This window comes from Pseudomonas sp. ACN5 (assembly GCF_002303975.1).
In the GTDB taxonomy this organism is placed as follows: domain Bacteria; phylum Pseudomonadota; class Gammaproteobacteria; order Pseudomonadales; family Pseudomonadaceae; genus Aquipseudomonas; species Aquipseudomonas laurylsulfatiphila.
This window is the reverse complement of the sequence record NZ_MRCP01000010.1, coordinates 136,265-158,362: the sequence shown is the minus strand read 5'-3', so window position 1 is coordinate 158,362 and position 22,098 is coordinate 136,265. Positions and strand designations below refer to the sequence as shown.

16 protein-coding genes are annotated in these 22,098 nt (G+C 58.7%); 7 read left to right on the top strand and 9 right to left on the bottom strand.

From position 1 onward, the window contains the following. Window positions 1-387: 387 nt before the first annotated feature. A complete protein-coding gene (gene mtnA / locus BSF40_RS19565; protein ID WP_095966349.1) occupies window positions 388-1,464 on the bottom strand; it encodes an S-methyl-5-thioribose-1-phosphate isomerase in 1,077 nt (358 codons plus the stop codon). Between the two features lie 108 nt (window positions 1,465-1,572). Between mtnA and BSF40_RS19560 the strand changes: the two genes are divergently transcribed. The 5 genes from BSF40_RS19560 to BSF40_RS19540 all read left to right on the top strand — a co-directional run bounded on the left by BSF40_RS19560 (window position 1,573) and on the right by BSF40_RS19540 (window position 6,545). Continuing rightward, entirely contained in the window at window positions 1,573-2,907 is a 1,335-nt protein-coding gene (locus BSF40_RS19560; RefSeq protein ID WP_095966348.1) for a TRZ/ATZ family hydrolase, read from the top strand. A 58-nt stretch (window positions 2,908-2,965) separates the two neighbouring features. Next, window positions 2,966-3,664 carry a bifunctional 2-polyprenyl-6-hydroxyphenol methylase/3-demethylubiquinol 3-O-methyltransferase UbiG gene (gene ubiG, locus BSF40_RS19555; RefSeq protein ID WP_007973655.1) on the top strand — a complete coding sequence of 233 codons (699 nt, stop codon included), beginning with the start codon at window positions 2,966-2,968 and terminating at the stop codon, window positions 3,662-3,664. Between the two features lie 4 nt (window positions 3,665-3,668). Continuing rightward, a complete protein-coding gene (gene mupP, locus BSF40_RS19550; protein ID WP_095966347.1) occupies window positions 3,669-4,340 on the top strand; it encodes an N-acetylmuramic acid 6-phosphate phosphatase MupP in 672 nt (223 codons plus the stop codon). Window positions 4,341-4,510: 170 nt separating this feature from the next. Next, window positions 4,511-5,251, top strand: coding sequence for a YciK family oxidoreductase (locus BSF40_RS19545; RefSeq protein WP_095966346.1), 741 nt, complete (start codon window positions 4,511-4,513; stop codon window positions 5,249-5,251). A gap of 367 nt (window positions 5,252-5,618) precedes the next feature. Beyond that, a complete protein-coding gene (locus BSF40_RS19540) occupies window positions 5,619-6,545 on the top strand; it encodes a GGDEF domain-containing protein (RefSeq protein ID WP_095966345.1) in 927 nt (308 codons plus the stop codon). 136 nt (window positions 6,546-6,681) lie between these two features. On the opposite strand, the gene BSF40_RS19535 is transcribed toward BSF40_RS19540, so the two are convergent. Together BSF40_RS19535 and BSF40_RS19530 are read right to left on the bottom strand one after the other, a co-directional pair. Then, window positions 6,682-7,443 carry an iron-containing redox enzyme family protein gene (locus BSF40_RS19535; protein WP_219735577.1) on the bottom strand — a complete coding sequence of 254 codons (762 nt, stop codon included), beginning with the start codon at window positions 7,441-7,443 and terminating at the stop codon, window positions 6,682-6,684. A gap of 76 nt (window positions 7,444-7,519) precedes the next feature. After that, the gene (locus BSF40_RS19530; protein WP_095966343.1) at window positions 7,520-9,979 is read right to left on the bottom strand and encodes an EAL domain-containing protein; all 2,460 of its coding nucleotides are present in this window, start codon (window positions 9,977-9,979) and stop codon (window positions 7,520-7,522) included. 302 nt (window positions 9,980-10,281) lie between these two features. Between BSF40_RS19530 and BSF40_RS19525 the strand changes: the two genes are divergently transcribed. Further along, window positions 10,282-14,925 (top strand): deaminase domain-containing protein, encoded by a 4,644-nt coding sequence (locus tag BSF40_RS19525; protein ID WP_095966342.1) that lies wholly within the window; start codon window positions 10,282-10,284, stop codon window positions 14,923-14,925. 11 nt (window positions 14,926-14,936) lie between these two features. Here BSF40_RS19525 and BSF40_RS19520 read toward each other — a convergent pair whose 3' ends face one another. From BSF40_RS19520 to BSF40_RS19500, 5 genes are all read right to left on the bottom strand, one after another. Then, the gene (locus BSF40_RS19520) at window positions 14,937-16,754 is read right to left on the bottom strand and encodes an ABC transporter ATP-binding protein (RefSeq protein ID WP_095966341.1); all 1,818 of its coding nucleotides are present in this window, start codon (window positions 16,752-16,754) and stop codon (window positions 14,937-14,939) included. Continuing rightward, entirely contained in the window at window positions 16,747-17,349 is a 603-nt protein-coding gene (locus BSF40_RS19515) for a DsbA family protein (RefSeq protein ID WP_172435727.1), read from the bottom strand. Before BSF40_RS19515 ends, BSF40_RS19520 begins: the two co-directional genes overlap by 8 nt. A gap of 36 nt (window positions 17,350-17,385) precedes the next feature. Further along, on the bottom strand, window positions 17,386-18,327 hold the full coding sequence (locus tag BSF40_RS19510; RefSeq protein WP_095966339.1) for a rhodanese-related sulfurtransferase: 942 nt from the start codon (window positions 18,325-18,327) through the stop codon (window positions 17,386-17,388). 175 nt (window positions 18,328-18,502) lie between these two features. Beyond that, a complete protein-coding gene (locus BSF40_RS19505; RefSeq protein WP_095966338.1) occupies window positions 18,503-18,802 on the bottom strand; it encodes a BolA family transcriptional regulator in 300 nt (99 codons plus the stop codon). A 12-nt stretch (window positions 18,803-18,814) separates the two neighbouring features. Then, window positions 18,815-19,339, bottom strand: a complete 525-nt coding sequence (locus tag BSF40_RS19500) for a DUF2059 domain-containing protein (protein ID WP_095966337.1) — start codon at window positions 19,337-19,339, stop codon at window positions 18,815-18,817. Window positions 19,340-19,530: 191 nt separating this feature from the next. Here BSF40_RS19500 and BSF40_RS19495 point away from each other — a divergent pair, with 191 nt between their 5' ends. Continuing rightward, entirely contained in the window at window positions 19,531-20,925 is a 1,395-nt protein-coding gene (locus tag BSF40_RS19495) for a class II fumarate hydratase (protein WP_095966336.1), read from the top strand. Between the two features lie 109 nt (window positions 20,926-21,034). Here the strand turns inward: BSF40_RS19495 and BSF40_RS19490 are convergent, their stop codons facing one another. Further along, the gene (locus BSF40_RS19490) at window positions 21,035-21,997 is read right to left on the bottom strand and encodes a DMT family transporter (protein WP_095966335.1); all 963 of its coding nucleotides are present in this window, start codon (window positions 21,995-21,997) and stop codon (window positions 21,035-21,037) included. Between the last annotated feature and the right edge of the window lie 101 nt (window positions 21,998-22,098).

The following is a 22,098-nucleotide window of genomic DNA, read 5'->3' as shown; positions in this document are numbered from 1 at the left end:
TCGGTGCCATGCAGTGGCTTACGACAAATCAACGAGTTATGCCATGGATCTGCGCAGTAAAGGTCACCCCGCAGGGTAACCATGGAAACCGCCGGATGTTATCACAAGAGCCGCCACGCACCTATCCCCCAGATGCGCATGGAGAGTAGTTAGTTGACCGGTGACAGGCTTGAAGGGGACGAGAGGGGCTTAGAGCCGTGTTGAATGGAGAAATGGGGCTGGATTTTGGGTTGTTCGGTGCCTGTGCAGGCCTCTTCGCGGGCAAGCCCGCTCCCACAGTGGTTCTTTATTGTGCCGACGATTGCGGTCACACCTCGATCAACTGTGGGAGCGGACTTGCTCCGGGCGGCGATCCGACGAAAGCGATTGAACAGACGCCAACGATAATTAATGCAGACGCTTGCGGCACATCAACTGCGCCATCTTCGCCGTGTCCGGGCGTTCGACAATGCCTTTTTCGGTGACGATCGCATCGATCAGATCCGCCGGCGTCACGTCGAACACCGGGTTGAAGGCATGGACATCGGCCCCGACGCGCTTGCCACCCACTTCCAGCAACTCGCGACCATCACGCTCTTCAATCGGAATGTCGTCGCCACTGGCCAGGTTCATGTCGATGGTCGAACTCGGCGCCACCACCATGAAGCGCACGCCGTGGTGCATGGCGTTGACGGCCAGCTGATAGGTGCCGATCTTGTTGGCCACATCGCCATTGGCGGTGATCCGGTCAGCGCCGACGATGACCCAGGTAGGGCCTTTGGTCTTCATGATATGCGCAGCGGCGGAGTCGACATTGAGGGTCACGGGAATGCCTTCATTGGCCAGCTCCCATGCGGTCAGCCGCGAGCCCTGCAGCCATGGGCGGGTTTCGTCGACATAGACCTGCTCGACCATCCCCTCGATGAATGCAGCGCGAATCACGCCCAGCGCCGTGCCAAAGCCGCCCGTGGCCAGTGCGCCAGTGTTGCAGTGGGTCAGGATCGCCTGGGCGTTGCCCTGATGCTTGCGGATCAGGTCGACACCCAGTTGCGCCATGGTCAGGTTGGCTTCGCGATCACTTTCGTGAATGGCAATGGCCTCGGCCTCCAGCGCCTCCAGCGGATCGGCATTGTCTTTCAGGCGATCAAGCCGGTCGTGCATGCGACCCAGCGCCCAGAACAGGTTGACCGCAGTAGGACGGGAATCGGCCAGCAGCATGAAATCCTCTTCCAGCGCCGCATACCAGTCGCCACCTTCGGCAATCCGGGCACGGGCCGCGAGCACAATGCCATAAGCGGCGCTAATACCGATGGCCGGCGCGCCACGCACCACCATCGAGCGAATGGCCTCGGCCACACCGGCTGCACTGGTGTAGGCGATCCAGGTTTCCTCGAACGGCAAAATGCGCTGATCCAGCAGATGGAGAGCGCCATCACGCCAATCGATGGCCTTTACCTTTTCCGCAGCCAACAGTCGATCGCGCATCCCTCACCCCGCACTCATGAACAAAAGCCGCCGATTATAGCGATCCCCCCGCGAAGACGCTCGGGTATACTTCGCCATCCTTTACAAAAGCACTGGAACCGACCCTCGATGCCGAACACTGCCGCTGCGCTCGACCTGTTATTGCTGCCGACCTGGCTGGTACCCGTCGAACCCGCTGGTGTCGTCCTCAAGGAACATGGCGTGGGCATCCGTGATGGACGCATCGTGTTTATCGGCCCACGTTCCGCCGCACTGAAGCTTAACGCAACCGAAATCCGCGAATTGCCCGACATGCTGCTCAGCCCCGGCCTGATCAATGCCCACGGGCACGCGGCGATGACACTGTTCCGCGGCCTGGCCGATGACCTGCCATTGATGACCTGGCTGGAAAACCACATCTGGCCCGCCGAAGCCAAGTGGGTCGACGAGGACTTCGTGCGCGACGGCACCGACCTTGCCATCGCCGAGCAAATCAAAGGCGGGATCACCTGTTTCTCTGACATGTACTTCTTCCCGAAGGTTGCCAGCGAGCGCGTGCACAACAGCGGCATTCGCGCGCAGATCGCGATTCCGATCCTCGATTTCCCGATTCCGGGCGCCGGCTCCGCGGATGAAGCCATTCGTCAGGGCGTTGAACTGTTTGGCGATCTCAAGCACCACGAACGCATCAAAATCACCTTCGGCCCCCACGCACCCTACACCGTGGGCGACGAAAACCTGGAAAAAATCCGGGTAATCTCCGAGGAACTGGACGCCTCGATCCACATGCACGTGCATGAAACCGCCTTCGAAGTGCAGCAATCGGTCGAACAGCGCGGTGAACGCCCGCTGGCCCGCCTGGCGCGCCTGGGCTTGCTGGGGCCGCGTTTCCAGGCGGTTCACATGACCCAGATCAGCGATGAAGACCTGGCACTGCTGGTAGAAAGCAACACCAATGTGATTCATTGCCCGGAGTCGAATCTGAAGCTGGCCAGCGGGTTCTGCCCGGTCGAGCGTTTGTGGCAGGCGGGGGTCAATGTCGCGGTCGGCACCGATGGCGCGGCGAGCAACAATGACCTGGACCTGCTCGGCGAAACCCGCACCGCAGCCCTGCTGGCCAAGGCTGTCGCCGGCTCGGCCACCGCGCTGGATGCCCATCGCGCCTTGCGCATGGCCACCCTCAACGGTGCCCGCGCGCTGGGCATCGAAGCCGAAACCGGCTCGCTGGAAATCGGCAAGGCCGCGGACATGGTGGCTTTCGACCTCTCCGGTCTGGCCCAGCAACCGGTCTACGACCCGGTTTCGCAGCTTATATACGCCACCGGCCGGGACTGCGTGAAACACCTTTGGGTTGCCGGCAAGCAACTGCTCGACGACCGTCGCCTGACTCGCCTTGATGAACAACAGCTTTGCGCTGTCGCGAAGGCCTGGGGCCAGCGCATCAGCGGCCGTACCGAATCGTAAGCACCCCGGAACGCCATCCGGGGCAACAGGATTTTTCAAGTTTTAGAGGACTTAGACCATGAGCAACGTCGACTACGCCGAAATCGCCAAATTCGAGGCCCTGGCCCATCGCTGGTGGGACCGCGAAAGCGAATTCAAACCGCTGCACGACATCAACCCGCTGCGGGTCAACTGGATTGACGAGCGGGTCAATCTGGCCGGCAAGAAAGTGCTCGACGTGGGTTGCGGCGGTGGCATCCTCAGTGAAGCCATGGCCCAGCGCGGCGCGACCGTGACGGGTATCGACATGGGCGAAGCGCCGCTGGCGGTTGCCCAGTTGCATCAACTGGAATCGGGCGTCAACGTCGAATATCGGCAGATCACCGCCGAAGCCCTGGCCGAGGAAATGCCGGAGCAGTTCGACGTGGTCACCTGCCTGGAAATGCTTGAGCACGTGCCGGACCCGTCGTCGGTCATCCGCGCCTGCTTCCGCATGGTCAAGCCCGGCGGCCAGGTGTTCTTCTCGACCATCAACCGCAACCCGAAGGCGTACCTGTTCGCCATCGTCGGCGCCGAATACATCATGAAGCTGCTGCCGCGCGGCACCCACGACTTCAAGAAATTCATCCGACCTTCCGAACTCGGTGCCTGGAGCCGCATGGCCGGCCTGACCGTCAAGGACATCATCGGCCTGACCTACAACCCGCTGACCAAGCACTACAAGCTGGCCGCCGACGTGGACGTCAACTACATGATCCAGACCCTGCGCGAGGAATAAGCCGATGCGAATCAGAGCAGTTCTTTTCGACATGGACGGCACCCTGCTCGACACCGCGCCAGACTTCATTGCGATCTGTCAGGCGATGCGTGCCGACCGCGGCTTGCCCCCAATGAACGACAAGCACATCCGCGACGAGATTTCCGGCGGTGCCAAGGCGATGGTCGCCGTGACCTTCGCCATGGATCCGGAATCGCCAGGGTTCGAAGCGTTGCGCCTGGAGTTCCTGGAGCGCTACCTCGTCGGTTGTGCGGTGCACAGCAAGCTGTTCGACGGCATGGCCGAGTTGCTCGCCGATATCGAGAAAGCCAACCTGATCTGGGGCGTGGTCACCAACAAGCCACTGCGCTTCGCCGAACCGATCATGCAACAACTGGGGCTGTCCGAACGTTCGGCGCTGCTGATCTGCCCGGATCACGTGAAGAACAGCAAGCCGGATCCGGAGCCGCTGATCCTGGCGTGCAAGATGCTCGACCTGGACCCGGCCAGTGTGCTGTTCGTCGGCGATGACCTGCGCGACATCGAGTCGGGCCGTGATGCCGGCACCAGGACGGCTGCAGTGACCTTCGGCTATATCCACCCTGACGATAACCCGCGTCACTGGGGTGCGGACGTGGTGGTCGATCATCCGCTGGAGTTGCGCAAGGTTTTGGATAGCGCCCTCTGCGGCTGCTGAATCTCTTTACTGAGCTCGCCCACTGTAGGAGCGAGCTTGCTCGCGAAAAACCTGAGAGCGCCGCGGGGTGCCTGGCTCGTCGCGTAATCGTTGACGACCATCGTCGGACCGCCGCCCGGAGCAAGCTCGCTCCTACAAGGTTCGCTCGTTCTGATTTGTTGAGGTTTTTTATGTTTGATTATTCCGCCCGCCCCGAACTGCTCAAGGATCGGGTCATTCTGGTCACCGGTGCAGGACGCGGCATCGGCGCCGCAGCGGCAAAGACTTACGCCGCCCACGGCGCAACCGTGTTGCTGCTGGGCAAGACCGAAGCCAACCTGACCCAGCTCTACGACGAAATTGAAGCCGCCGGCCATCCACAACCAGCGGTGATCCCGTTCAACCTCGAAACCGCCCTGCCCCATCAATACGATGAACTGGCGGCGATGATCGAAAACGAATTCGGGCATCTCGACGGCCTGCTGCACAATGCCTCGATCATCGGCCCGCGCACGCCGATCGAGCAGCTTTCCGGCGAAAACTTCATGCGGGTCATGCAAGTCAACGTCAATGCCATGTTCATGCTCACCAGCACTCTTTTGCCGTTGCTCAAGCTGTCGCAGGACGCCTCGGTTGTGTTCACGTCCAGCAGCGTCGGTCGCAAGGGACGTGCGTACTGGGGCGCTTACGGCGTCTCCAAGTTCGCCACCGAAGGCCTGATGCAAACCCTGGCTGACGAAGTCGACACCGTGGCCCCGGTACGCTCCAACAGCATCAACCCGGGCGCTACCCGCACCAGCATGCGCGCCCAGGCTTACCCGGGTGAAAACCCGCTGAACAACCCGACGCCCGAGGAGATCATGCCGGTCTACCTGTACCTGATGGGCCCGGACAGCGCCGGTATCAATGGTCAGGCGTTCAACGCCCAATAACGACCGTACGTCGCTTTTTCGATGCCGCGCCGGCTTCCCGACGCGGCACTCGAAGACACCCCATGCACCTGTCAAACAAACGTCACACGCTGCGCCATACAGGTTGCAGATGATGCACAACCATTTGATTTAATACGAATTTTATTCTGATGAAGCGAATGGCACGACTTTCGCTCTAAGTTTGCTCAGACACGCAAGGTGAAAGCAGACGGGGTGAAGCATGGGTGCAGGAGTTACTCATCTTCCACAAAGCAGATTAAACTTGTACGAAATATCCTACGGGACTGACGGACCAGTACGACGCGCAGCCCTAAGCCGCTCTCACCCAGCTTGTAAGACAGCCTTACTGCTCAGGGGCGCACGCCTAATGAAACCACCTTCCCAGACCAACGCAATTGACTTCGATAGCGCCAAATTGCAGCGCCTGGGCTTTGGTCAGCAACCGCCTCTTCTGGAACGGCCCGTCAACCTTGCGCAAATGCGCCAGCAACTGGGCCTGCAACTGCAAACCAGTCTGGAACCGCAGCGCATTCTTGGGACTTTCTATCGCGAGATTCAGCGATTGGTGCCGTTGGACGCCTTGTGCTACCTGCACAAGAGCAGTGATCTGCGCCTGGAGTTCGGCCAGCGTGGTCACCATTCCATCAGTTACAGCCTCAGTCACGATGGCGAACACCTGGGTGAACTGATTTTCCGCCGCAATCAGCGTTTCAGCGAACAGGAACAGGGCAATCTCGAATCACTGCTGGCTACGCTGCTGTTTCCGATGCGTAACGCGCTGCTATACCGTACCGCCACCCAAAGCGCACTGCGCGACCCGCTGACGCGCACCGGTAACCGCATCGCCATGGACCAGACGCTGCAAAGGGAAATCGAGCTGTCCCGGCGCCATCTGCAACCGTTATCGGTGTTGATGCTGGACATCGATCATTTCAAGCAGGTCAATGACACCCATGGCCACAGCACGGGTGATCACGTGCTCAAGGCGGTCGCCGCCTCGATCAAAAACCAGCTGCGCAACGTCGACATGGTGTTCCGCTATGGCGGTGAAGAGTTTCTGATACTGCTGTCCAATACCAGCCGCGAAGCCGCGGCCATGGTGGGGGAACGGCTGCGGTTTGCAGTGCAGGCTGAGGAGTACCTGGCCGACGGTCATACGATCGTGCTGACAGTCAGCCTCGGCTGTTCGACCCTGTTGCCCGGCGAGTCCGCCGACAGCCTGTTGCGGCGGGCAGACAGTGCACTGTATGTGGCCAAGCGCGAAGGTCGTAACCGGCTGGAGATGGCGGGCTGAGTCATTAGCTGCGACACAAGACAATGTGGGAGCGGGCTTGCTCGCGAAGGCGGCGTATCAGCTGACATCTAAGCTGAATGACACTCCGCTTTCGCGAGCAAGCCCGCTCCCACAGTTTTATTGCGTGATAGCTGAATCAGCCTTCGGCCAATGCCATCCGCTCACGCACGACCGGCGCCCGCTCTGCGTGCTCCAATTGCATGCAACGCTCGAGAAACAGGTACATGTAGTCGTAACTCTTGCAAACGGCCTGGCGCAATTCCACCTGCAGGGATTTGCTCGGGTTGGTGCCCGCCAATGTGCAGATGATTTCCAGGGCTTCCCACGGATGGGCATCGTCGTACTGGGCATGCATCTTCAACCACTTCATCGCCCGCTTGCGATCCTCCTCGGGGAACGAGGCGGCGTAGATACCGTTGGAACACACGAGCGCCGACCATTCCCCGGTCGCTCCTTCGATGGCGTAGTTGGTGGCGGCAATCGCAACGATCAGCGAGTCGGCCGAACTGGTGTGCCAGCACCAATGGCTCAACGCGTGAAGCTCCGGTGCAACCTGCTGTGCCTGCAGGTCCTCAAGGCTGACACCGTGCGCGCGACTCCAGTGCACCCAATAATCGGCGTGGTTCAATTCGACGCGGATGTTGCGCATCAGCCAGCGACGGGCCATGTCTTCGCCGGGATGACGGGCGAAGCGGGTCTTGGTCAGGTTTTTTGCCATATACAACGCGAACTGTTCGACCACCGGCCAACCACCGATCAGGTATTGGCGCATGGTCTTCGCACTGAGCTTGTTGTCTCGCATGCGTTGGTACAGTTCGTGTTCGACAACCCGGCGCTTGCTCTCGCTGCAATCCTGGATCAGGCGCTGGGCCCAGGCAGGGTAACTTGCAGCTTCCATGAGCGGTCCGGTTCGGTTGAATGTGTCGATCACTGTCGAGCTCCTTTTGATTGTGATTGTCAGACCGGCAGGAATTTCAACGGAACGTGCCAGGGGCCTTGAACAACATCGGCTGGGGCCTGGCAGGACGACTCAACAAGCTATCGCTGGTAAACAGATGCGGGCGTTCAATCACATACCCTTGAGCGTAATCAACCCCGATCTCCAGCAGTGCCTGCTCGATCTGGGGCGTTTCGACAAACTCGGCAATCGTGCGCTTACCCATGACATGGCCGATGTGATTGATCACCTCGACCATGGCGCGGTTAATCGGGTCGTCCAGCATATCCTTTACAAAACTCCCGTCGATCTTCAGGAAGTCTACAGGCAAATGTTTCAGGTACGCGAATGAGGACATTCCGGCACAAAAGTCGTCCAGTGAAAAATGGCATCCTAAGCCTTTGAGTTCATTAATGAATCTAATGGCGCTGCCAAGATTTGAAATAGCACTGGTTTCAGTAATTTCAAAACAAATCATTTCAGGCGGAATCGAATAGGTCACAAACTGTTCACGCAGGAAGTCCAGGAACGCCTCATCCCCGATCGTCGTGCCTGACAGATTAATCGCACACATGGCCAGCGGGCCTTGGCTTCGCTCGGCCCGACATTGGGCAATGATCTTGAACACGTTCTGCACCACCCAACGATCAAGCGAGCTCATCAGGCCATAACGCTCGGCAGCCGGAATGAAGCTGTCGGGCAAGATCATCCGCCCGGCTTCATCATGCAATCGCAGCAGAATTTCAATATGCCCGCCGTGCTGCTCGACATGACCCAAGGGGACGATTTCCTGGGCATACAGGCAGAAGCGGTTTTCCTCCAGCGCCATGTGCAAACGTTGCACCCAGGCCATTTCGCCGAAACGCAGGGACAGTTCCGAGTCATCCGGATGATAGACCTGGACCCGGTTGCGGCCCTTTTCCTTGGCCATGTAGCACGCCATGTCAGCAGCACGTAGCGAGACTTCGAGCGTCGTCGGATTCTGCGCGACATGAACCAGCCCGATACTGACAGTGGTGACGAAAGGTCGGCCCTTCCAGACAAAATGCAGATTCTGCACAGTCTGGCGCAGGCTCTCGGCAATTTTCTCCGCCGCTTCCGGCGCGCAGTTTTCCAGCAGGATGCCAAACTCGTCGCCGCCCAGGCGCGCCAGGGTATCGCCTTCGCGCAGCCCCGACTGCAGCAAGGCGCAGATATGCCGCAACAGTTCGTCGCCCGCCGCATGGCCGCAGGTATCGTTGACCAGCTTGAACTGATCCAGATCGAGGAACATCAGGGCATGGCGCCCCGAGTAGCGGGTCAGGCTGTGCAGCGCCTGTTCCAGGCGATATTCGAATTCACGGCGGTTGGCGAGTCCGGTCAAGGCATCGTGGGTCGCCTGCCATGACAGATTGGCGATGTATTGCCGCTCCTGGGTCATGTCATGCAGCACCAGCACCGTACCGCTGACTTTGCCGGCATTGCGGATGGGCGCGCCCACCAGTGTGACCGACACCGTGCTGCCGTCCAGGCGTTGAATCAGCCTGGAGTGCTCGCTGCCGCCACTGAGCTGGCCGCTGAGAATATGCTCGATAAGGGTGAAGCCATCGGCCTGGGCCTCTTCATCCAGCAGGTTGAACAGCGCTGCCAGCGGCAAGCCTGTCGCCTGCTCGGCCTTCCAGTGGGTCAATGCCTCGGCCGCCGGGTTCATATAGGCAATCGCACCGGAAACATCTGTGGTGATCACGCCGTCGCCAATCGATTGCAGGGTGATCTGCGCCCGCTCTTTCTCCAGCTGCAGCGCATCGGCGAAGGCATGGCGCTGCTTGAGCAGCTTGCGGGTGCGCATCAGCGCCAGCGCAATCAATCCAAGCGCAGTGGCGAGGTTAGTCAGCAGCAGCAGACGAAGAATGACCCGCGACCCTTCCCCCAGTGCATCACTGAAGGCTTTCGCCGCCGGAGTCACTTCATCATTGATCGCGAAGATCTGCTCCTTCCAGCGCTGGATATCCGCATCAGAGGCAGGGCGGGTATTGATGTGCTGATGCATGTCCCTGGCAACGTCATCGAGCTTGGCCAGATAGGCATCCCCCACGGTCCACAGATCGATGGCTTTTTCGAGGTAACTGAAGTGACGAAAGTTGAGGTACAGCCAGATCAGGCTGGAAACGTCGTCCGGGTGGTTGCCCCCCTTGAGGATCGCCAGCCTCGCCGCTTCGATGTCTGGCGGTTGCTGATCCAGCGCCACACGCAATTCATGCCCGCCTTGAGGCACGGAAATGGCGTTCCGGTACTTATCAAATATCCCTTCGTCGCCGCTGTCGGCGTAGAGGTTCAGGTAATAGATGGCATCTTTCTGGCCCTTGGACCAAAGGCTTTCGCCGGCAACATAGCCACGAACAGCCGACAGCACATAAAGGCTAACGCCGCCCAGCAAGGCTTGAAACAACACAACGGCGATAAATGGCCAGACAATGCCCAACAACCGTGGCGTTCCGAGAGTCCGCGTTTGATTCATGAGGTCCCTTGCATTAGCACTGCTTGCTCGTCTTCCGGACGAAATCGCTATAGCCAGACTAGGGGGCATTCGTGATCCCGGCAAGTAAGAACTGCCGCCCACCGTGAGCAGCACTCTTGCAGCAACGCCAGCGCCGTCCCCCCCTGCCATAGACCTCGAACAGAAATCGACTTCTTCAAAAACGGTGCATTATCTATGTACCGCACAGCCCTTGCCATGAACCGTTGTAATCGGTGGCGAAACACCAATGCTCGTTCAATCGAGCGCATACCAACCGATGCAACGAAAAGAGAAGCTGGCTTATGCAAACTCCCCCTTCAACTAGCACATCAACTGAAACTCTAAATTCAACCCCGACCACTGCGCAGATCTATCAGAGCCAACTGGATGACTATGAATTATTACTGTCTTTCCTGCGCGCAGAAGTCGGCTCTATGTCTCATTTCGCGCGAACACTGCTCAGACCCTGCACGCTCTCTCCGCTGGATCAAGAAAATGAAGCCGGTCAAACCGCTTTGCAAGACTTGATGAAAGACAGCAAGTATCAAGCACTGTGTAAAAGTAAAAACGTGTCCCCTCATTATTTGATTGTCACTGCAAAAGACGGAACCTACGTCTACGAGACGTCGAATCGCGATGACCAGAACAAAGTAGTTCTGGCATTAACCGGATCTGAAAAATGGTCAGAATTTAAAGCACGCATCGAAAAGACGGCTAAGTTGCTGGGCGGACAGATCCGTTACGACCGCCTTGTCAGCCTGCCAGGAATGGCCACTTTTTACGGTCTTGCCCCCTGGGATCCGACCAACTCGGCTGAACACCAAGCCGCCATCAATGCCCTTGAGGAAAAAATCGCAAGCTATCGTCTGAAACTGGAAGACGACTTCAACATTGTCGACTTGAAGCGTCCTCCCAGCGCAAAGGATCGCAAAGTGTTCAACGTTGTCAGGGCAGCTTCATCCGATCCCTCAAGTATCACTATGCAAAAAGTGCAAGAGCAGATCATCGGTGCGGAAACGATCGAAACGATAAGAACGTTTCTGCCCGAGGCGGGCATTTCTCCATTCACTCATCTGGCCAACGACACTCTTATGTCGGCTACCGCTGAACAAATCCGCGCCACTCCTACCGTTTTTCTTGAAAAAATCCTGCAAAACCCTGAAGCCGAGAAGCTGGCAACCGGCTTGCTGTCGACTTTGAACTGGTATGGAGGAGCACCAGGCGAAGAAACGTCGCCGCACATCCGCATCAAAGTCATAGCCAACGCATTGCAAATCTGGTTTGAGACACCGAGCCAAAAACCGGAAGAAGTTGCCGGTTTCGATTGGCAGTCACGTTCACACTGGGGCAAAAGTTATCCGGCCATCCGAAACGAATTCGAGACCCATCTACTCAGGTCAAAACGGGCCGCGTCGGAAAAAGAAGCGATTGTTATGGCCCGATTGTTTCTGCACCAGTTTCCGGTCGAGTTCCGTGTCACCGATATTCCGACCGCGCTTCCATACCGGAGCTCCCTTGTTTGGGTGAACTTCATGAATGGCGTGAACCTGATAAACGCTACCGACCCCGAAGCGTTGTGCAGAATGACCTTTCAGCATTTGGTTAACCTGGCTCTCGATCGGGCCGAGGGAGCGACAGACGAGCAACTCAAAGAAGTCAGCCTGGCAAGGCTGCTGCCGACACTGGACTGGGCAGTGACCCAAGGCATCATCCTGCCTAAGCGTCATGAGGATTACACAGAGCCCGAAATCGAACTGGCGCTATCGGAGCTGGATAAACACACCAATGCGCTCGGCACTGCCATCACCCGAATCAACGAAACCCCGCCAAACCGACTATCAATGGCGAAAATCGTAGCGGAAAAGTTCTTTGGAAAACGCTTTGTCGCGCAAAACAGGAAGCTGGCGAGGAAAGAACGCGAAACCATCCGATGGAATAGCGTTCCGACCCTCCGTGGCAAGGGGTACGATCGCTATTCGCTCATCGACATCCTCGCCTCAAATGAATTCGATGAGCAGACACGATGGTATTACACGCAGGCTGATGGCGCCGTCAGTCAATACTATTTCAGGATCGACAGTAACCGAAAGGTAGCGTCGCCATTTTACTGGGAAGCATCAGGGATACCGGCGGTATATGGCATCTTGCCAGAAGTGAAATCGATGTTCTATGACGGCTTCCTGGATTACGTTGAACGACAGACAACTGCTTACAAAACGCTGATTCGCAGTCAACTGGCCTCACTCCCATTCGACGATCGCCAGGCCATTGAATGGGGTGAACTCAAAATCCATAGCCTGAGAAAGGAAACCAGCGGTGTAGAAGCCCAAAACGAAACACCTGAAATAATCCTGCCACTACGAGCCCGTAACGGCCTGATTTTGCAGACGACCTACGCCGAGGAAACAAGAACCTACGAACTGCTGCCCCGAGCTGGGGTGATACGCCGCGTGGAAAACCCCGACCCGGAGCAATTCGGGGGTGTCCAGAAAACCGAGACGTGGCGAATGAACAAAGGGACCGTTTCCGTTTCGGTGTTGCGCAACCAGACATTACCCTTTGACTGGGATGCTCATTCGATCGGGAGCGCACCCAACGCCGGAGCGGTCTGTGAGGCAATCATCGAACAGCTAGGTGATACGTTCACCGCTCCTTCCAACGATGTGCAAACCGCAAACAGCACTCCACTGACACTTTCCTCACCCCGTTGCCTGGCAATCAGTCATTTCATTGCCAGCCTGCTACCGTTTGTAGACCCCAAACAGCTCTACAAGGACTGTGCCGGGCAGACTGAGTTTGAACGCGAAAAAGCCGAGAAAGATGAAATCCGCGAAGTTATCAAAATCTTCGTGCCATTCTGGAAAAGTATCGAAGATCTGGCCTCAGGCGAAAAGACACGCCTTATCAATGGAGTGTTCGGAGTGTTCATCGACCTGTTGTCATTCGCACAACCGATCGGCAAGTTTGCTTCGGGCTCGACAAAACTGATCAGCAATGCCGGCCGACTGACCTTACGCGCCAGACTTCCAGCATTTAAATTGCTGACCAAAGAGTTTTTGATTTTGAGCTTGATGGCACTGAACCCGCTTGACGGCATCGGAGCGCTGCTCAAGGCATTGGGATCAAAAGGACTTAAAATCGGCAGATCCGGTATTTTCCGCATCAAGGAATTGGCGGGCAGTGCAGGGCACTATAATTTCTCCCGCAGCCTGCCGCAGGTCACTGGTGCGGGCCGCTGGAAACCTTTGGTCAACGGCGACCAGTTAACGTCCCTTAGAGGTCTGGACGATGTACCCGTACGCAATCTGTCGTCCTCAGGCAAGGCCCGGTATTACCTGGTCGATCCATTGTCGTCCAAGCCCTATGGCCCCTTGCTACGCAGCCGTTCGAGAGAGTTCTCATTGGGGCGATCCCACTACAGCCCCCTGGAAAAAACCAAGGACAATGTCATTGTCGAGTTGGCTGACAAAAGCAGCGTGCGCGAAGTGCTTGAAGTCGATGGCCGGACGACGCTCTTCATTGACGACCAACCTTACCGACTGAAGGATGATGTGTTACGCCGCGCCGACCTGATGGACCTGAAGGACAGCTATAAGGCGGCTCCTTGCAGGATCCGTCGCATGCCCGGTTCCGCGCCGTGTAAAACCAGCTATGTCATTCGCGACCCTGCCCCCACACCCGACATCGGCAGTTTTGATACCGCCAAGGGTTGGGCGCCCTGGTTCGGGGATGTTACTTACATCCCCGCGACCAACAGAGCTGCAATGCAAGTGGACGCGATCCGCGCCCACTCAACCCTTCAGGGCACAATGGAATTTCAAAAAGGTATTTATGGGCGGGTCATGGTCAGTGTCCCCGTTCCGGGAGAAGAGCTCGTCGATAACTTCCACATCGGCAGTATCATTGTCGAAGCGGCGGACGGTTCAAAACACTACGTTTTCACGCGATTGAACGCCGGGGACTATTATTTCGCCGAGCGCGCATCTGGACATGGCGTGCATGACCTCCTGACGTTCAAGAAAGCCGACACCCTTCCCGATGAACTGAAAAACGAGTTATTGGTGGTGTACACCGGTTCTCTGAATGCCAACAACATGGTCAGAATCCATGGCCAGGCGTCGGTAGAGCGAGCACTGAAAGCGATGGATGAGATTGCCATCCCGATCGGCGGCCATGCCAATCCGCCTGAAACACTCAAATGGCTCAAGGTTGATACCAGCCCGGGGGAAGCGGCTTTATTCGATCATTCCACACGAATGATCATTCGGTTTTCCACCGACGGTGCCGCAACCTGGTCGCTGTCCAAGGCTGCCCCCGACAGCGCACGTGAAACGACTGCGGAAATTTTCAACAACCTGTTTGAAGAAAACGTCATCACCGTCGCATCGTCGACGCAGGCGGGGCCCAAGGCATTAAAAATCGATGACACGATGAGGCGCCTGCAACGCCTCATCAGCAAGAAAACACGACGCCCCCTGCACAAACCCCGGAACATCGCGTTCGCCGAAATCAAGACAAAAGCCGGGGGGCGCGAGGTGTATGTCAGCGTTTCCGGCAACAAGGGTGATACGGGTTTCCTGCCATTGTTTGCCAACAACAGACATACGAATGAGGTTAAAGTCGGCAGCACCAGCTACTTCAATATCGATCATAAAGTCAGCTTCCCGCAGACCGCACTTGAGGTATCACCCCAAGGCAAGTTGCAGGCGATCCCGCGCACCATCAATGACATTGAAACCTACACGCCTGCGCTCACATCTCGCCCTACCTCGCTGGACACCGAAAGCAAACTAATCAGTGTCATCCGCGGCAAATACCCCAATCCCAAGGATCTGGACTCCATCACGATCGCCACCGCCCTGGCGCCATGCGAATCGTGCTCGGTCGTGATGAAGCAGTTCGGTTATGACGGCAGCGCCGATGCACTGGGCGTGATCTGGAAGTAATTGCTTGCTGGTCAGTGCCGCTGCAAATGCCCATACAGCTTGGCATACAGACCACCATCGGCAATCAGCTGCTGGTGGTCGCCGTCCTCGGCCACTTGCCCACCGTCGAATACCAGCACTCGATCAGCCTGCTTCACCGCCGAAAGGCGGTGGGCAATGATCAACGTGGTGCGGTTGCTCAGAAACCGCGCCAGGGCCTGGTGCAGGTTGTATTCGGTGGCGGCATCCAGCGCGGAGGTGGCTTCGTCGAGGATCACCACCTTGGGCTCGGCGAGCACCATCCGGGCGATGGCCAGGCGTTGGCGCTGTCCACCGGACAAACGCACGCCGGAGCGCCCGACGATACTGTCCAGGCCATTGGGCAAATCCCGCACCGTGCCGTGCAACTGGGCTATTTCCAGTGCATGCCAGCAAGCCTCGTCAGTGCGCTCACGCCCCATGGTCAGGTTGGCCCGGATGGTGTCGTTGAACAGCGCCGGATGTTGCAGGACCACGGCAACATTTTCCCGCACGGTTTCCAGGCCGATCTCCTGCTGGGTCGAACCGCCAAATCGAATGGTTCCGGCCAACGGCGTGTACAAACCCAGCAGCAGTTGCACCAGCGTGCTCTTGCCCCCGCCACTGGCGCCGACGATCGCGACCTTTTCGCCGGGGGCGATGGACAGGTTCATCTGGTTCAGGACCAGTTCATCGCCGTAACCGAAGCTCAACCCTTGTACTTCCAGCCCGACGGTCTCGCGCCCGATGAACGGGTCGACGCCGCCCGGGTATTCAGGCTCATCAGCGCGCGACAGCAGCTCATTGATCCGCGACAGCGCACCGCCGGCAGCGTAGTAGGCATATTGCAGGTTCAGCAGCTGTTCGACCGGACCGATCATGAACCACAGGTAGCTGAACACCGCGAGCATCTGGCCGATGGACAAATCGGAGAACAACACCGTGAGCATGGCCGCGGCACGGAAAATATCGATGCCGAACTGGAACAACAAACCGCTGGCCCGGTTCGACGCATCGGTTTTCCATTGCGAATTCACCGCATAGTCGCGCACGTCACGGGCGCGTTGCCCCAAGCGACCGAGGAAAAACCCCTGACGGTTGCCGGCGCGAACTTCCTGGATGGCATCCAGGGTTTCGGTCAGTGCCTGGGTAAAGCGCGAAGTACTGTCGTTCTCGAGTTTTTTCAGGTGCTTGACCCGTTTGCCCAACTGCACCGTGGCGTAGATCACCAGCGGGTTGAACAGCAGGATCAGCAATGCCAGTTTCCAGTGCATCCACATCAGAATGCCCGCCGTACCGACCAGGGTCAGCATGGCCACGAGGAAACGACTGAGGGTTTCACCGACGAATTTGTCCAGCGTGTCCAGGTCGGTGACCAGATGCGTGGTCACCGTGCCACTGCCCAGGCTTTCGTATTCACCCAGCGAGATACGCTTGAGCCGTTCGATCAGACGTATGCGAATGCGGTAGACGATGTCCTTGGCCAACCCGGCGAACAATTTCGCCTGCACCACGTTGAACAGCAACGCCGTACACCTCAGGGTCAAGGTCACCAGCAGCATCAGGCCGATGTAGCCCGCCGCTTTTTGCCAGCCTTCGGGCAGCGCGTGGTTCATGATCTTCAGCGCGGCATCACCGTGCCCCAGCAACACCTCGTCCACCAGCAACGGCAGGAGCAAGGGAATCGGCACGCTGCACAAGGTCGCCAGCACGGCCACGCCGTTGGCGATCCACAGGGACTTCTTGTGATGCAGGGCCAGGCGACGGATTTCCGCCCAGCTCAGACGGTCGACACGTTTAGCGGTGGCGACGTCTTCGGGCAGGTCATGCACAGGCAGCGCGCTCCAGCCAGCGGCCGAGCAGCGGGGACAGCACACTCAGAGGCTGATAGCCGTTGGTCAGCAATGCCAATTGACCATTGCGTTCAGCGAGCAATGTAGGAAAACCGGCGATACCCAGGTCCTGGACCCAGGTGAAATCGGCGGCGGTGGCTGCGTGCATATCAGCCCGATCGAAAGCACCGGCGAACTCGATGCGCGGCAGACCGGCCTGTTCCGCCAACTCGACCAACACGCTGGCCTGGGTGACATCACGGCCTTCGGCATAAAATGCGTGCTGAATCAGCCCGAGCAGTCTCAACGCGCAATCCGGCGCCAGGCTGCGCGCCGTCACCAAGGCCCGGCAGGCAGGTTCGGTATCGTAGACAAAACCGTCGGGCAGCGCGCCTTCGAACTTGAACGGCTGGCCAGTGGCCTCGGTGACCGCCTGCCAATGCTCAAAAATATAGCGTCGGGTGGTCGGCTCCAGCGCCGCACCGCTACCGGTGCGCAAGCCACCCACGATCAGATGCACATCCACACCCGCGGCTTGCGCCTGCTCGACCAGTGCCTTGGCCACCGGGGCAAACCCCCAGCACCAGGAACACATCGGGTCCATCACATAGAGCAGGCGCGCAGACATGGTTCAGGCCTCGGTGGATGCTTGCTTGTAGTTGTAGCCGATCGGGTGGGGCTGGTTACGAGCCTTGGCCAGCTCGATCTGCTTCTGCCGGTCGATGGCGCTGCGACGGGTCTTCTCACTCAGCTTATCCCAGCAATGCGGGCAACTGATGCCGGCCACGTAATGCTCGGACGCGCGGTCTTCAATGCTGACCGGAGTGCGGCAGGCATGACATTGATCGTAGTCACCTTCGCTCAGGTCGTGACGCACGGTCACGCGGTTGTCGAACACGAAGCAGTCGCCCTGCCACTTGGTTTCTTCCTGCGGCACCTCTTCGAGGTACTTCAGGATGCCGCCCTTGAGGTGGTAGACCTCACCGAAGCCCTCGCTGAGCATGTAGCTCGACGCCTTCTCGCAGCGGATGCCGCCGGTGCAGAACATCGCAACCTTCTTGTGCACGGCCGGGTCGAAGTTGGCTTTGATGTAGTCGGGAAATTCGCGAAAACTGGTGGTTTTCGGGTCGATGGCGCCTTCGAAGGTGCCAATCGAGACTTCGTAATCGTTGCGGGTGTCGATCAACAGCACTTGCGGGTCGCTGATCAGCGCGTTCCAGTCCTGTGGATCGACGTAGGTGCCGACCTTTTTGTTCGGGTCCACGCCTTCCACACCGAGGGTGACGATTTCTTTCTTGAGTTTGACTTTGGTGCGGTAGAACGGCTGCTCATCGCAGTACGACTCTTTATGGTCGATGTCGTCCATGCGTGGGTCGTTCTTGAGCCAGGCCATCAGCCCGTCGATGCCTTCGCGGCTGCCGGACACGGTACCGTTGATGCCTTCTTCGGCAATCAGCAGGGTGCCTTTGATGCCGTTGTCGACCATCGCTTGCAGCAGGGGCTCGCGCAGGGCGACGTAATCTTCCAGGGTGACGAACTTATACAGTGCCGCCACGACAATCTGTTGTGTCATGGGTAAATCTCCAGGTGGCTACCCTCGTAAGGGGTGAACCGGATGCGAAAAAAAACGCGCCGGGTGAGCGGCGCGTTGGGCATTGTAGCAAAACAGCAGCTTCTAGCGGCAAGCTTCAGGCCACAAGTTTGGAGCGCGGCGCCTTGAACTTGCAGCTTGCAGCTTATAGCTGTTTTTACTGCTTCTCTCCGCCCGCACAGGTCGGCGAGGCCGGAGCCGCGTCGATCTGTGCCCATTCCTCTGGCGTGTAGGTATGCAGCGCCAACGCATGGAACTCGCCCATCAGCTCGCCGAGCGTGCCGTAGACTTTCTGGTGGCGTTTGACCCGGTTCAGGCCATCGAACTGCGCGCTGACCACCACGGCCTTGAAATGGGTTTGCAGCCCACGGCTGTGCATGTGGCTCTCATCCAGCACTTGCAGATGCTCGGGCTGAAGCAGGGCCAGCGTCGATTCGATGCGTTGTTGCATAGTCATACCGAACTCCGCTTAAGGCTTTTTCTTGGCGGGTGCAGCCGCGTCTTTCGGGGCCAGCTCGGCCGTCATGTCAGCCAGCAGCTTGTTGACCACCGGCACAGCGCTTTCCAGCTTGGACTGGGTCATCTGGGCCGATTGCTGGGTCAGCTGGGGCATTTTTTCCATGACTTTCTTGCCCAGTGGCGACTGGTAGAACGCAACCAGGTCCTTGAGCTCGGATTCGCTGAAGTTGCTGGTGTACAGCTTGACCATGTCCGGCTTCAGCTTGTTCCAGCCAATGGCCTGGTCCAGAGCGGCGTTAGCCTTGGCCTGGTAGGTTTCCAGTACGGCTTTTTTCGATTCAGGGGCTTTGGCCTGTTCGAAACGCTGGGCAAACATCTGCTGTACTTGCATGTACACCGGAGTGCCCAGTTTGTCGGCGTGCGCCATGGTCAGGAAAGCCTCGGCACTGGCGTTATGGCTGGCAGTGTCGGCGAGAACCTGGCCGCTGGCGCAGACCAAAGCAACGGCGGTACAGATGGCACGAAGACGAGTCATCGAGTTTCCTATTCTAGCTGGCGAGGTAAGACCCCAAGGGCATCCATTCTGCGCCTAAAAAAGTGTGTCGCTCAACCCCAAGCCTTGTCGCACCTGATTTAGAGGGGTTGAATGGACAAATTCAGACTGATGGAACCACGGCCGTCGATCACGGCCTAAACTGCGCAATCGGACCTACAGGAGTGAGCAAGATGAGCCGTATCGAAACCGACAGCCTCGGCCAGGTTGAAGTCCCGGATGAAGCCTATTGGGGTGCTCAGACGCAACGCTCGCTGATCAACTTCGCCATCGGCAACGAACGCATGCCGCTGGCGGTGTTACATGCCCTGGCGCTGATCAAGAAAGCCGCGGCGCGGGTCAATGATCGCAACGGCGACCTGCCCGCCGATATCGCCCGTCTGATCGAGCAGGCCGCCGACGAGGTGCTCGCCGGCGACCATGATGACCAGTTTCCGCTGGTGGTCTGGCAAACCGGCAGTGGCACCCAGAGCAACATGAACGTCAACGAAGTGATCGCCGGTCGCGCCAACGAGCTGGCTGGCAACCCCCGTGGCGGCAAGTCCCCCGTGCACCCCAACGATCACGTCAATCGCTCCCAGAGTTCCAACGACTGTTTCCCCACTGCCATGCACATCGCGGCCGTGCAGGCGGTGCAGCAGCACTTGCTGCCGGCGATCAGCGAATTGTCCGGCGGCCTGGCCGAGCTGGCTGCTCGCCATATGAAGCTGGTCAAGACCGGCCGCACCCACATGATGGATGCGACACCGATCAGCTTCGGTCAGGAAATCTCGGCCTTCATCGCGCAACTCGATTACGCCGAGCGGGCGATCCGCAGCGCACTGCCCGCGGTCTGCGAGCTGGCCCAGGGCGGCACAGCGGTCGGCACCGGGCTGAATTCGCCCCACGGTTTCGGTGAAGCCATCGCCGCCGAACTGGCCGCCCTCTCCGGCTTGCCGTTTATCACCGCGCCGAACAAATTCGCCGCACTGGCCGGCCATGAGCCGCTGACCACGCTGTCCGGCGCGCTGAAAACCCTCGCCGTGACCCTGATGAAAATCGCCAACGACCTGCGCCTGCTGGGCTCCGGTCCCCGCGCCGGCTTCGCCGAAGTCAGGCTGCCGGCCAATGAACCGGGCAGTTCGATCATGCCGGGCAAGGTCAACCCGACCCAGTGCGAAGCGTTATCGATGCTGGCCTGCCAGGTGCTGGGCAACGACGTCGCTATCGGCTTTGCGGCCAGTCAGGGCCACTTGCAGTTGAACGTGTTCAAACCGGTGATCATCCATAACCTGCTGCAATCGATCCGATTGCTCGGTGATGGCTGCAGCAACTTCCAGCAGCATTGCGTGGCCGGCCTGGAGCCGGATGCGGAAAAAATGGCTGAACACCTGGAACGTGGCCTGATGCTGGTGACGGCGCTCAACCCGCACATTGGCTATGACAAATCGGCGGAGATCGCCAAGAAGGCCTACAGCGAAGGGCTGACCTTGCGTGAGGCGGCGTTGCAGTTGGGGTATCTGACCGATGAGGAGTTCGATGCCTGGGTAAGGCCGGAGAACATGCTGGAGGCTGGGGCCAAGGGCTGAATCTGTAGCGCCTGAAAATCCGTCTTCGCGGGCAAGCCCGCTCCCACATTGAACTGCGAACGCGGTCAAATGTGGGAGCGGGCTTGCTCGCGAAGAACGATAATACGGTCTACCGACCGACCGCCATCCGCATCCGCCGCGCCCGCAACCCGGCAATCAACGACGGCCCCAACGCCACCAGCGCCGACCCCAGCACCACCAGCACCGCACCGCCATAACCCAACCCATTGATCGTCTCGGCATGCACATACTCGGGCCACAGCCATGCCGCCATGGCAACCGCCGCAAAAGTCACCAACGGCGTGATGGCCAGCGTCGCGCTGACCCGGGAAGCTTCCCAGTGGGCCAGGGCCTCGGCAAAGGCGCCATAGGCAATCAGCGTGTTGAGACAGCACGCCAGCAGCAACCACCCCTGCAAGGGGTTCAATTGCAGCGCTTCAAGCGGATGCACCCAGGGCGTCAGCAGCGCCGCGCAAAACAGGTAGATCACCATCATCACCTGCAGCGAATTCCACACCGTCAGCAATTGCTTCTGCCCCAGGGCATAGAAGGTCCAGACCGTGGATGCCAGCAGCACCAGCAGCACGCCGGCGGTGTAGTCGGTCAGCGACGTGAGCAATTCACTCAAGCGCTGGTTGAAGAACAGCGCAAAGCCGATCAGCAGCACCAGCAGGCCAATCCCCTGCCCCAGGCTGAAGCGTTCCTTGAACACAAACAGACTGGCGATCAGCAGCATGATCGGCCCCATCTGCACCACCAGTTGCGCGGTGCCGGGGCTGAGCAGGTTCAGGCCCATCAAATACAAGACATAGTTGCCCACCAGGCCAAGCACGGCCATCAGCACCAGCCAGCCACCGCGAGGACCGAGCACTTTGCGGCTGGGCAGGCGCCTGGTGGCCGCCAGGTAAATGAACAGGCAGCCACCAGACACCAGCAGGCGAAACCAGGTCACCGTCACAGGGTCCATCACCAGTAACACTTGCTTGAGCTTGATCGGCAGGATTCCCCACAACAACGCGGTCAGCAAGGCCAGGAACAGACCGTAAACCCAGCGACCCGATGAAATGTGCATGTGTACCCCGAAGCCAACTGACAGGAGCCGTCATTCTAGGCGCAGAGCGGTGGCGTACACAGGGACAGTTACGGTCTGGCCGCGATTGAAACTGTGCGGGT